General features: G+C 66.0%; 11 protein-coding genes. 5 read left to right on the top strand and 6 right to left on the bottom strand.

Annotated features, from left to right (window positions below; translation table 11 throughout):
- Window positions 1-40 precede the first annotated feature (40 nt).
- Window positions 41-1198 carry a glucose-1-phosphate adenylyltransferase family protein gene (locus BN1187_RS09240; RefSeq protein WP_040161077.1) on the bottom strand — a complete coding sequence of 386 codons (1158 nt, stop codon included), beginning with the start codon at window positions 1196-1198 and terminating at the stop codon, window positions 41-43.
- Window positions 1199-1324: 126 nt separating this feature from the next.
- On the opposite strand from BN1187_RS09240, the gene BN1187_RS09235 reads away from it, so the two are divergent.
- From BN1187_RS09235 to BN1187_RS09215, 5 genes are all read left to right on the top strand, one after another.
- Window positions 1325-2986, top strand: coding sequence for a CTP synthase (locus tag BN1187_RS09235; protein WP_040161074.1), 1662 nt, complete (start codon window positions 1325-1327; stop codon window positions 2984-2986).
- Window positions 2986-3684: an NUDIX domain-containing protein gene (locus tag BN1187_RS09230; RefSeq protein ID WP_040161070.1), complete on the top strand. Its 699-nt coding sequence runs from the start codon at window positions 2986-2988 to the stop codon at window positions 3682-3684. Before BN1187_RS09235 ends, BN1187_RS09230 begins: the two co-directional genes overlap by 1 nt.
- A 77-nt stretch (window positions 3685-3761) precedes the next feature.
- Window positions 3762-4694, top strand: coding sequence for a site-specific tyrosine recombinase XerD (locus tag BN1187_RS09225; protein WP_040161067.1), 933 nt, complete (start codon window positions 3762-3764; stop codon window positions 4692-4694).
- 638 nt (window positions 4695-5332) lie between these two features.
- Window positions 5333-5746, top strand: coding sequence for a hypothetical protein (locus BN1187_RS09220; RefSeq protein ID WP_147675104.1), 414 nt, complete (start codon window positions 5333-5335; stop codon window positions 5744-5746).
- Between the two features lie 569 nt (window positions 5747-6315).
- On the top strand, window positions 6316-6774 hold the full coding sequence (locus tag BN1187_RS09215) for a hypothetical protein (protein WP_052462551.1): 459 nt from the start codon (window positions 6316-6318) through the stop codon (window positions 6772-6774).
- Between the two features lie 34 nt (window positions 6775-6808).
- Here the strand turns inward: BN1187_RS09215 and BN1187_RS09210 are convergent, their stop codons facing one another.
- The 5 genes from BN1187_RS09210 to BN1187_RS09190 all read right to left on the bottom strand — a co-directional run bounded on the left by BN1187_RS09210 (window position 6809) and on the right by BN1187_RS09190 (window position 12445).
- A complete protein-coding gene (locus BN1187_RS09210; protein WP_040161060.1) occupies window positions 6809-7591 on the bottom strand; it encodes an endonuclease domain-containing protein in 783 nt (260 codons plus the stop codon).
- A 451-nt stretch (window positions 7592-8042) separates the two neighbouring features.
- Window positions 8043-9296 carry an ABC transporter ATP-binding protein gene (locus tag BN1187_RS09205; protein ID WP_040161057.1) on the bottom strand — a complete coding sequence of 418 codons (1254 nt, stop codon included), beginning with the start codon at window positions 9294-9296 and terminating at the stop codon, window positions 8043-8045.
- 32 nt (window positions 9297-9328) lie between these two features.
- The gene (locus tag BN1187_RS09200) at window positions 9329-10171 is read right to left on the bottom strand and encodes a carbohydrate ABC transporter permease (RefSeq protein WP_040161054.1); all 843 of its coding nucleotides are present in this window, start codon (window positions 10169-10171) and stop codon (window positions 9329-9331) included.
- 1 nt (window position 10172) lies between these two features.
- On the bottom strand, window positions 10173-11138 hold the full coding sequence (locus BN1187_RS09195) for a carbohydrate ABC transporter permease (RefSeq protein ID WP_040161051.1): 966 nt from the start codon (window positions 11136-11138) through the stop codon (window positions 10173-10175).
- Window positions 11135-12445, bottom strand: coding sequence for an extracellular solute-binding protein (locus BN1187_RS09190; RefSeq protein WP_040161048.1), 1311 nt, complete (start codon window positions 12443-12445; stop codon window positions 11135-11137). Before BN1187_RS09190 ends, BN1187_RS09195 begins: the two co-directional genes overlap by 4 nt.
- Window positions 12446-12509 lie beyond the last annotated feature (64 nt).

The following is a 12509-nucleotide window of genomic DNA, read 5'->3' as shown; positions in this document are numbered from 1 at the left end:
CTCTCCTTCGTCGGGGCTCCAGCCTAGCGAGCGCGCGGGATCAGCCCGGCAGCGCCAGGCCGCGGTCGAAGGGGACGCGGTCCGCGATGAGGCCGTCGGGGCCGATGAGGGTGATGCGGTCGTCGGAGCCGCGGACCCCCGCCCGGTCGAGGTGCGCCCCCTCGTCCACGATGCAGTTGGTGAGCTCGACCCCGGCCCCAACCCGGACGCCGTCCAGCAGCACGCAGTTGGTGACCGAGGCGCCGTCCTCGATCACGGAGCCGGTGCCGACCACCGAGTGCTCCACGGTGCCGTGGACGCGGGAGCCGGACGAGATGAGCGACCGGTGGACCGCCGCCGACCCCTCGATGCACGCGGGCAACTGCTGCGGCTGGGCGGAGTAGATGGGCCAGTCGGGGTCGTCCAACACGGCGCCATTGCCGTCGATGATCTGCATGTGCGCCGCCCAGTATGACTGCAGGGTGCCCATGTCCATCCAGTAGCCGGCCAGGCGATGCTCGACGACCCGGTGCTGGGCGATGACGTGCGGGACGAGGTCCTTGCCGTAGTCGGTGAGTTCACCGAACTCCTCGGCCACGGCGTCCAGCGACTCCAGCAGCGTCCGCGCCGAGTAGAGGAAGATCTCCGCCGACACGAGATCGCCGTCGGGCTCGTCCGGTTTGTATGCGAAGCCCGTCACCGCGCCGCGGTCGTCGACGTCGACCACGCCGAAGCGGGACGCGTTCTCGTCCGTGGTCGTGGTGACGATCGTCAGGTCGGCGTTCTTGTTGACGTGCGTGTCGATCACGTCGAGGAAGTTGCAGGTGTAGAGGTGGTCGGCGCTCAGCACGAGGACGAGGTCCACGTCCGCCTCGGCGATCCGGGCGCGCTGCCGGTACAGGGTGTCGGAGTTGCCGTGCGCGAAACCCTCGCCCGGCCCGCCCTCGAAGGGAGCGATGAGTCGCAGTCCGCCGTGGTTGCGGTCCAGATCCCAGGGGCGTCCCTGGGCGAGGTGTTGGTTGAGGGAGTGCGGGAGATACTGCTCGACGATCCAGACGTCCGAGATGTGGCTGTGCGCGAGGTTCGACAGCGAGACGTCGATGAGCCGGTAGGTGCCGGCGACCGGGAGTGCGGGCTTGACCCGGCGCTGCGTCAGGGCACCGAGCCGGGTGCCTTTGCCGCCCGCGAGGATGATGGCCAGGGTCTTGGGGATGCGCATGCTCACTCCAGACGAAGGTGAGGGTTGGGGCGGGAGGCGCCGGGTTCTCGTTCACTGTAGCCAGCGCTCGCCCGGCAGCGCTGTTGTGTACGGAGTCGAGCGCGGAACGTTATAGGCTGAAACCCCGTGAGAGAGCCGTCGCAAACCAAGCATGTTTTCGTCACCGGAGGCGTCGCCTCCTCGCTGGGCAAGGGGCTGACGGCCTCGAGCCTCGGTAGCCTCCTCGTCGCGCGCGGCCTGCGCGTCACCATGCAGAAGCTGGATCCCTACCTGAACGTCGATCCGGGGACGATGAACCCGTTCCAGCACGGCGAGGTCTTCGTCACCGAGGACGGCGCCGAGACCGACCTGGACATCGGCCACTACGAGCGCTTCCTCGACGTCAACCTGACCGCGGACGCCAACGTCACCACCGGCAAGGTCTACTCCACCGTTATCGCGAAGGAGCGCCGCGGCGACTTCCTCGGCGACACCGTGCAGGTGATTCCGCACATCACGAACCAGATCAAGGACGACATGCTGTCGATGGCGGCGCCGCGCGTCGACGTCGTGATCCATGAGATCGGCGGCACGGTCGGCGACATCGAATCGCTGCCGTTCCTCGAGGCAGCGCGCCAGGTACGGCGCGAGGTCGGGCGGGAGAACGTGTTCTTCCTGCACGTCTCGCTGGTGCCCTACATCGGGCCGTCCGGCGAGCTGAAGACGAAGCCGACCCAGCACTCGGTGGCCGCGCTCCGCCAGGTCGGCATCCAGCCCGACGCCATCGTGTGCCGCTGCATCCGTGACGTTCCCGACGGGATCAAGCGCAAGATCGCGCTGATGTGCGACGTGGACGAGGAGGCCGTCATCTCCTGCCCGGACGCGCCGTCCATCTACGACATCCCGAAGGTGCTGTTCTCTCAGGGCCTGGACGCCTACGTCGTCCGTCGGCTGTCGGTGAAGTTCCGCGACGTCAACTGGCGGCGCTGGGACGATCTGCTCGAGCGGGTCCACAAGCCGCACGACGAGGTGACGATCGCCCTTGTCGGCAAGTACATCGACCTGCCGGACGCCTACCTGAGCGTCTCGGAGGCGCTGCGGGCGGGAGGGTTCGCGAACCGGGCCCGGGTGAACGTCCGCTGGGTGGCGTCCGACGGCTGCGAGTCGCCGCAGGGGGCGCACGAACACCTGCACGATGTCGACGGCATCGTCGTGCCGGGCGGCTTCGGCATCCGCGGCGTCGAGGGCAAGCTGGGCGCGCTGAGGTACGCGCGGGAGAACCAGATCCCCACGTTGGGGCTGTGCCTCGGCCTGCAGTGCATGGTGATGGAGGTCGCCCGCAACCTGTGCGACCTGCCGGACGCGGCGTCCACGGAGTTCGACCCGGACACCCACGCGCCGGTGATCGCGACGATGGCCGAGCAGGTGGACATCGTCGGCGGCGAGGGAGACCTGGGCGGCACGATGCGGCTGGGCTCGTACCCGGCGAGGCTGAGCGAGGGGTCCATCGTCGCCGAGGCGTACGGGACGACCGACGTCGCCGAGCGGCACCGGCACCGCTACGAGGTGAACAACGCCTACCGCGACCGGCTGGAGACCGCGGGGCTGCACGTGTCCGGGACGTCGCCCGACGGGAAGCTGGTCGAGTTCGTGGAGCTCGACCGCGCGCAGCACCCGTACTACGTTGCCACCCAGGCGCACCCGGAACTGAAGTCACGTCCGACGAAGCCGCACCCGCTGTTCACGGGGCTGGTGAAGGCCGCGCTGCAGCACCGGGAGAACCAGCTTCTGCCGACCGAGGAGGTCTGATGCTCGACCTGCCCATCGTTTCCGCCGACGAGATCGACGACGAGGCGGTCAGCTGGCCGATCGTCGAGCACCGCGTCCTCGGCGAGGGCCGTATCCAGACGTTCGTGAGCGACACCGTACGCACGCCCGACGGCGGCGAGATGGTGCGCGACTACCTGCGCCACACCGGCGCCGTCGGCGTCATCGCGCTGGACGAGCAGGAGCGCGTCGTCGTCGTGCGACAGGTGCGGCATCCCGTCGGCTTCCGGCTCGTCGAGCCGCCAGCCGGTTTGCTGGACGAGGATGGCGAGGACGTCCTCGTCGCCGCGAAGCGCGAGCTCGCCGAGGAGGCGATGGTCGAGGCGTCCGACTGGCGGGTGCTCGTCGACTACATGACCAGCCCCGGGTGCCTGCAGGAGACGCTGCGGGTGTACCTGGCCCGCGGGCTGACGTCGTCCGAGCGGCCCGAGGGATTCGTCGTGGAGAACGAGGAGGCGGACATGGACGTCGTCCTGGTCTCGCTCGAAGACCTTGTCAACGCGATCTACGCCGGACGCGTGCAGAACCCCACGATGGTCGTCGGGGCCTTGTCCGCCTACACCGCGCTGCGCACCGGACGCGTCGAGCAACTCCGCAGCGCTGACTCTCCGTGGCCCGCCCGGGACGTCAAACGCCGCCGAGACGATGAACTGGACGCCTTCGAGCACGGCGTCTCCTGAGCCGTCCCGCGCAGCCATGGCCTCTTTCGACCCGACCTTGTCGAGGGGTGCTCACCGAGTCACCGGGATGAGTCGGCATGGGTGATGTCTCGGACGCCGTCGTCGGCTTTCTCGACCACCTGGAGGTCGAGGCCGGGGCGTCCCCTCACACCATCGGCGGGTACCGTCGCGACCTGGCACGCTACGCCGGCTTCCTCGCCGACCAGGGGATTGGTCAGGTCGAGGAGGTGCGGCCCGAGCATGTGTCGGGGTTCGTGCGGTTTCTCGGCGAGCCGGCGGGCGACCGGGCCGCGCTGGCGGCGTCCAGCATCGCGAGGGCGACGGTGGCCGTGCGCAGCTTCCACACCTTCGTCGCCATCGACCGTCAGACCGGGACCAACCCCGCCGCGGCCGTGGCGCCACCGAAGCAGGCGGCGCGGCTCCCGAAGGCGCTGCCCCTCGACCAGGTGCAGGCGCTGCTCGACGCCCCCGATCGCGACACGCCGGCCGGACTCCGAGACGCCGCGCTGCTGGAGTTGTTGTACGGGACGGGTGCGCGCATCAGCGAACTCACCGCGCTCGACGTCGACGACATCTCCGCACAATTGGACGACCCGGAGCTGGGACTTCGTCTCTTCGGAAAGGGGCGCAAGGAGCGCATCGTCCCGTTGGGTTCATTCGCCCGCAAGGCGGTCGGAGATTACCTCGTCCGGGCACGTCCCGTGCTGATCGGAAAGGCTTCCCGGCCCGGCCCCGCGCTGCTGCTGAACGCTCGGGGTGGGCGGCTGTCCCGGCAGTCGGCGTTCAACGCGGTCCACGGTGCGGCCGAGAAAGCCAACCTCGATCTCGACATCGGACCGCACACGCTTCGACACTCTTTCGCGACCCATTTGCTGGACGGCGGAGCGGATGTCCGTGTGGTGCAGGAATTACTCGGTCACGCGTCAGTGACCACGACCCAGATCTACACGAAGATCACTGCGGAACATCTGCGCGAGGTGTTTCTCACCGCTCATCCACGAGCGCGATAATTTCGTGGTCGACCCACGCGAACTTCACAACCGTTCCCGAGGTGAAGACCGACGGTAACGCCGTAGATGAAGTCTGCTTTTCCTTGTTTGCGGATTCCCGCTGCCCGGCATACAGGCGCTGTTCCGGCTGGACCGTTCCCACGTGCTCGAGGGATGGCCGTCATCGACGAACGCATCACATCACAACAATGCATTCATAACTATTTCTGTCGAGGTCACTCATAGCGACGCAGGGATCCGAAGGAGAACTGAACGAGTGTGTTGTGGATAACTCCGAATTGCCTGAACGAGTCCTCTGTCGCGTGTCAGAATCGACCCCATCTCAACGAGGGGGTCAGCCATGCTCAGACGTTTCGCACCCGCCGCGGGCGCCGTGGCCTTGGTGCTGCTCGCCGAGAATCGACCCCATCTCAACGAGGGGGTCAGCCATGCTCAGACGTTTCGCACCCGCCGCGGGCGCCGTGGCCTTGGTGCTGCTCGCCGGATGCCAACCCGCCCCCGCGGTGACCCCAACCGAGCAGACAGCCGTCGCCACTGGCCCCGCCCCCTCGCCGTCCTTCGAGTGCACCCCGGAGTTTGCCGGCAACCCTGGTGTGGACAGCTCACCCAGGCCCTGCAGCGCCGCCCAGCACGACGCGATGAAGAAGAAGGACGCCCTGTACGCCGAAGCCGAGGCCGTCTACCGCCGCTTCCACGCCGCCGATGAGGCGTTGGCGAGAGGCGACCGGAACGCGGAGGTTCGTGTCCGTCAATTGGCGGTGCCCGAAGTAGCGGACGCCACGATCGCTCATTACAGGGAGACTGCGCTCGACGGGCTGGGCGTTCGCGCTGGAAGTTTCAAAATTGCTTGGATTCAGCGGGTTCCTACGTCCTCGAACGAGAGTGATATTGCGCTCGGCAGTTGCACGGATGCGACCTCTACAATCACGACCCAGGACGGAAAAGACGTCGGGCATGGGAGAATTTTGGTGAAGCGCGTGGATTTCCGACGAGAAAACGGATCGTTGCGAGTCTTCCGTGCGGGATTCAAAGAGGTTTCGTCATGCCAGTAGACCTGCGAGGGCGACTGAGCCCGATCGTAGCCGTCAGCCTAGCGATTCTCGCGATGGGGACCGGAGAGGTCCATGCGACTGGTCGCGACTCCCGATCCATCATGATCGCCATCGACAACACAGATTCGGCATTCTGGGGTGACGTGCGCAGGAAGTCGACACGAGTTCATCGTGAGATTCGGGTACGGCGCTCCTCTTCCATCCGAAAGTCAGAATCCATTGGTCGGTCCGCAAGATCTCGGACGTCTAATGATCAGAGAAGTAGTGGGAGTAAACGGCTCGTGGTGCCTCCTAACAAACGGAAAAACGGGCACGGCCGATCCAATGAATCCGGTTTAGGTTTCTCACACGCAACTCCTTACGTACCACGAGGCGGAGTGTTTCTGCCGGAGTGCTATGGGCCGCAGAATCAGTACCTGTGTGCACCGCCGACGCAGGCGCCCACGACAACCAGCCCTCGCCGGACGGCGAAGAGGCTGCCCCCGCAACGCAAGACCTCAACGCCGGGTTCGGCGATAGTCGCAGCGCCCGCACCGGTGGTGTGGACGTACGAAGAAGTCCAAACCCGGGTGCAGCAGGTCGACGTGGATCTCTACCTTCCCGATCCGGAAATCAAGGTCGCTCCCGACCCCTCGGTGAACGAATGGAACATGGCGGTGGTTGGCTATCCGCTGTGGTTATGGGTACCTACGGCTGATTCGGTAGAGTCGTCGGCCACGAATGACGGCTTGACGTTTGACATGACGGCGACTCGAAAGTCCGTGACGTTCGACATGGGTGACGGTTCGACGGTCACGTGCGAAGAGATGACGCCGTTCGACGACTCTGTGGAACCTGGGACGCCGTCCCCGACCTGCGGTTACGTCTATCAGAAGCCGTCTTTGCCGAACGAGAACTACACAGTAAGGGCGACCACCGAGTGGACGGTGCGTTGGTCCTCGATGGGCTTCTCTGGTGATCTTCCTGGCACGACAACGTCGACCACCACAATTCCGGTCGGAGAACTGCAGTCCGTGCTCAGGCGCTGAAGATCGCATGGAGTAATTCATCTCGGCGATTGGCCTAGCGCCGGTTCGTCAGAAACTTCTCCCGCTCAGCCACGATGTCGAGCATTCGGCGGCCAACGTCTAAAGGGGAGTGCACGATAAATGCTGCTCCGAAGCGGACCACGTGCCATCCCTGGGACGCCAAGTCGCTGTCGCGGTCACGGTCGTACTCGAAGGCGGTACGAGTTCCGTGGAACTCGTACCCGTCGACTTCGAAACCGAGTCTCAGCTTTGGCAGCGCGAGGTCCAACGCGACACGTCGGCCATCACGCAGGCTCAGCCAGAAATTCGTTGCGTACGGGTGGGGGAGCGCCAAACCCCGATAGATCTGATGCAAGCTGCGCTCAGCCTCGGACCAGGGCTCATCACGCGAATCTTTAAGGAGTCGGCGTCGCTGCACATTTCCGGCACGGCCCGGGGTGAGTTCGAGCGCCTCGGCCATCTGCGCTAGTGACGCAGCTCGGCGGCGGAGAGCTTCGTCGATCGGGCGGCCGCCCAGTTCAAGGACGAGGTCCAGGGCTGTCAACGCCGGGCATGTCGCACGGTAGGCACTCGTCTCGACAACGAGCTCCGCCGGAATCGACTGCCTGAACCACCGGTACCCCGGAGTATCGACTCGACGCTTGGAACAAGCAATGTGCAAGTCCGTGGTCTCGAGTTCCGGCCACCACAGGAGATGCGCTGCGGCGCGACCTAGGAGCACGGCGTCCGGATCGAGGCAATGCACCGCGGCGGCGCGAAGGCGCACGTCATCCGCGATTGCGCGTGGTGCATAGATCCCCGGGAGCACCCGGGACATGTGGCCAGCCTTAACCATGCGCAATACGCGTTTGCGCTCAGTCGCGGTTTGCGGGCGACAGAGCGGGTTGGTGGTCAACCCCGTGTCAAGCGTTCGCATGCCTTCACTATGGGAACGGTCTGTCAGGCGGTGGCGGCGGGATCGCGATTGCGGCGCAGCGTGACTCTTGACCCCCGGCCCGGACGGCTGGGTCGTCCGTGCGTGGCGGAGCACCGGAGCATAACGGGATTATCCTGCCACTAGATGAAAGGCCTCTGGAGGAAGTGGGGTGAATCCCCTTGTCACAGACGTATGCGTCGAATGGTCCGCCAGCTAGTGGCAGGATAATCCCGTTATGCCCGATAGAGGTCGCCGACATTACTCGTGACGTTGCCTGACAACTGGTGTCGCGAGCTCGAGACGCACAACGGCCGGGCCCACCAGGACCCGGCCGGAGCGGTGAACGGGAAGCCTAGGCTTCGGTCTTCTCGCTGTTCGCGCGATCGATCTCCCTCTGGCGCTCCTCGGCTGCCTCCTCGGTGAGTTTCTGGCCGGCCTCGGGATCCCGGGTGAGGTTGTCGCCGGTATCGGGGTCGAAGACGTGCAGCAAGCGTGTATCCAGCCAGAACTTGCCCTCTTGTCCACCGCGCACGCGGGACGCGGAGTTCGTCGCCAACACCAAGGTCGCGGGGATCTCGTCTTGGTCGAGGTCGTGGGCGAGCTCGTCGAGAACGGGCTTCAGCTTCGGGTCGTGCTCGTACGTGATGTAGGCGTACTGCTCGTTGCCCAGCCACTCGACATGGGTCGGGGTCGCGGTGAACACGGTCCCGTGCTCGCGCACCTTCTCGTCGACGAACTCCTCGTCCTCGAAGAAATCGGGACGCAGGCCGAGGATGACCATCTCCTTCTGCTGCGCCGCCTTCAGCACCCGGTCGGGAACGGTCAGCTCGCCGATCGGCGTCTGCAGCTTCCCGTTGTCAACGCGCGCGGGGACGAAGTTCATCGACGGCGAGCCGATGAAGCCAGCCACGAAGATGTTGACCGGCTGCTCGTAGAGCTCCCGCGGGGACGCACACTGCTGCAGCAGCCCCTTCTTCAGCACGGCGACGCGATCGCCCAGCGTCATCGCCTCGGTCTGGTCGTGGGTGACATAGATGGACGTCGTCCCGAGCCGTCGCTGCAACTGGGCGATCTGCGTGCGCATCTGGCCGCGCAGCTTCGCGTCCAAGTTCGACAGCGGCTCGTCGAACAGGAACGCGTCGGCGTGCCGGACGATCGCCCTTCCCATCGCCACGCGCTGGCGCTGACCGCCGGACAGGTTCGCCGGCTTGCGGTCGAGGTGGTCGTTGAGTTCGAGCATCTCGGCGGCTTCCTTCACCCGCCGGTTGATCTCGTCGTCATTGAGCTCGCTCTTCTTCAGCCGCAGCGGGAACGCGATGTTCTCCCCGACGGTGAGGTGCGGGTAGAGCGCGTAGTTCTGGAACACCATCGACAGGTTGCGGTCCCGCGGCGGCACGTCGTTGACCCGCTTACCGTCGATCTCGAGATCCCCGGCGGTGATGTCCTCCAGGCCGACGATCATCCGCAGCAAGGTCGACTTGCCACAACCGGACGGCCCGACGAGGATCATGAACTCCCCGTCGGCGATGTCGAGGCTGACGCCTTTGACCGCGGTGAACCCGTCGTCGTACGTCTTGACGATGTCTTTCAAAGTGATGGCTGCCATGTGAGTTGTCCTTCGCGCGTTGGTTAGGGGCGTCAGCCCTTGACCGCACCCTGGGTGAGGCCGGAGACGATCTGGCGCTGGAACAGCACCACGATGATGATGATCGGGATGGTGACGACGATCGCCGCGGCGGAGATCGCGCCCGTCGGATCCTCGAACTGGGACGCGCCGGTGAAGAACGCCAGCGCGGCGGGCACCGGACGGGCCGCCTCGGTCGAGGTCAGGGAGATGCCGTAGACGAAGTCGTTCCAGGCGATGAAGAACGCGATGATCGCGGTCGTGAACACGCCCGGCGCGGCCAGCGGCACGATGACCTTGCGGAACGCCTGCCAGTTCGTCGCCCCATCCACCTGGGCCGCCTGCTCGAGCTCCCACGGAATCTGCTGGAAGTACGCCGCGAGCGTGTAGATCGAGATCGGCAGCGTCAGCGACAGGTAGGGGATGATCAGCCCGGGCCACGTGTCGTAGAGCCCGATCTGGCGCCACAGGTTGAACAGCGGCGTGACGATCGAGATCACCGGGAACATCGACACACCCAGCGCCGTGTTCAGGATCAGCCGCTTCCCGGGAAAGTCGAGCCGCGCGATCGCGTAGGCGCAGAACGTGGCCAAAATGACCGCGATCAGGGTCGAGATCAGCGAGATGCCGATCGAGTTGCGCAGCGCAGGCAAGAACAACTCGCCGGCGCTGCCCGCGAAGATCGTCTGGTAGTTCTCGGTGCTGAACTGCGTCGGCAGAAGCTTGCCGCTGAACAGGTCACCGGGCGCCTTGAACGACGTCATCAGGATCGAGAACAGCGGCCACAGCGTGTACAGCAGCACCAGGACGGCGATGAGCCCCCACGCGATCTTCTGCTTCGTCGAGAGTGTCTTCATGTCACTTCGCCTTTCCCTGGCCGGCCAGGTCGACCTTGAAGCCCTTGATCGCGACCGCCGCGATGATGGCGACGCAGACGAACAAGATCACGGAGACCGCCGATCCGAGCCCGAGCTCGAGGCGTCCGATCGACGTGCGGTAGGCCAGCAGCGACAGCGTCTCGGTGCCGTAAGCGCCGTTCGTCATGATGAAGATGTTGTCGAAGATGCGGAACGCGTCCAGCGCCCGGAAGAGGACGGCCACCATGATCGCCGCCTTCATGTTGGGCAAGATCACCTTCGTGAGTTGCTCCCACCAGGTGGCGCCGTCGACCTTGGCGGCCTCCGTGTAATCCGAGGGCACCTGGGCCAGGCCCGACAGGAGGAGCAGCGAGATGAACGGCGTGGTCTTCCACACCTCCGACAGGATGATCACGATCAACGCCGGCACGGCCGAGCCGAACCAGTCGAAGTCGGGACCGATGCCCGGAACCCAGCTGAACCAGTGGTTCACGTAGCCCGAGTTGATGTCGAACATGTAGAACCAGGCGAACGCCGACACCACGGTGATCGTGCCGTAGGGGATCAGGATGGCCGTCCGCAACAGACCCTTCAGCCCCCGGATCGCCGAGTTCATCACCAGCGCCAGCAAGAAGCCCAGCACCAGCTCGATCGCCACCGTGACCACGGTGATGAGGAGGGTGACGCCCAGGTCGCGCCAGAACACCGGGTCGGTGAGGATGACCCCGTAGTTGCTCAGCCCGACGAACGCCCGGCCTTCCGGGTCCGTGAGCCGGTAGTTGAACAGCGAGTCGTAGAGGGCCTGGATGATGGGGTAGACCGTCACCGCCAGCATCAGGATGAACGCCGGTCCGGCCAGCATCCATCCCAGCCTGCGCTCGTCGCGGGCCCGTTGGGTGAGGTGATGGGAGCCTCGACCGTCGCCCTCGTTGCGTGCCGTCTTGACGGCAGTGCTCGCGGTGCTCACAGCAGAGCCTCCCCTCGCAGGACGCGCAGGATGAAGTCGGCGGTCGCGGCGGCGGTGCCGTCGTTCACGCCGTCCAGCGGGGTGTAGTTCTGCTGGATGGCCGTCGAGACCTCGTTGTAGTACGGCGTCTGCGGGCGGGGCTTGGCGGCGTCCAGGGACTCACGGATGAGCGGCGCCATCGGGAACGCCTCGCGCACCTTCGGGTCGTCGAACGCCTTCTTGGACGACGCCGGGTTGCCATTCGTCTCGAAGTAGTACGCCTGGTTCTCCGGCGTGGTGATGCAGGAGATCGCGTCGTAGGCGAGATCGGGGTGGGGGGAGTGCGCGCCGACGCCGAGCATGATGCCGCCCAGCGGCGGCGCGGACTCCTTGTCGGCGTCCGTCCGCGGGTAGCGCGCCCAGCCCATGTCGTCCAGGACGGCCTTGTCGACCGTTCCGCCCTCGACGGAGGACTTCAGCGACGGGTAGACGAACGGGTAGTTGACCATCCAGGAGCCCTTGTCGCCCTCCCAGTTCTGCAGCGTGACGTTCTCGTCCTGGGTCGTGATGCCCGGGCCGCCGAGGCCCTCCTTGCCGATCGTGGACGTGATCTGCGCCGCCTTCTGGCCGGCGGGGCCGGCGAGCCCCAGGTCGAGGTGACGGACGTCCGCGGTGGGGTTGCGGATGATGTGGTCGCCGCCCGACTCGATCATCGCGTTCAGCCACACCGTCGCGGACTCGCCGCGGATGCCCTGGACGCCGATGTGGGTCTGGGTCTTACGGTTCGCGTCGATCAGCTGGTCCCAGGTCACGGGCTTGGTCATGTCGAGCCCGGCCTTCTCGGCCACCGACTTGCGGTACCACAGCAGCTGGGTGTTCGCCCAGAACGGGACCGCCACGACCTTGCCGTCCCACTGTGCGCCGATCTTGGCGCCCTCCACGACATCGTCGGACGTGGCCTGCTTCTGCAGGTTGGCGGGCACGGGCGCGAGGAAGCCCGGGTTGGCCAGCTCGGGGACGAAGGGCGGGTCGAGGCTCATGATGTCCATGGACGTATCGCCCGCGGCGAGGCGGCGGGCGAGCTGCTCGCGCTGCGAGGACGCGTCGCGCGGCAGGGCCGACGTCTCGATCGTGTATCGCCCGTTGGACGCCGCGGAGCACCGCTTGGCCAGCTCGACCTGGCCGCCGTCGTCAGGGTTGTAGTACCAGGTCAGTCTGGGCGGTCCGCCTTGGTCGCCGGAGCATCCCGCGAGGACCAGCGGCGCGACCACGGCGATCGCCGCGAGTCCCGCCGCGGTTCGGCGCCCGCGCCGCGAGGATTTGCGCATGGCCAGCCTTTCCACATCGTTGGGTCGCGCCATCGCGAACGGCGGAGCGTCCTTGCCCGACAGG

The organism is Nigerium massiliense (assembly GCF_000826085.1).
In the GTDB taxonomy this organism is placed as follows: Bacteria; Actinomycetota; Actinomycetes; order Propionibacteriales; family Propionibacteriaceae; genus Propioniciclava; species Propioniciclava massiliense.
The sequence above is the reverse complement of the archived record's forward strand: the minus strand, read 5'-3'. Positions and strand labels throughout refer to the sequence as shown.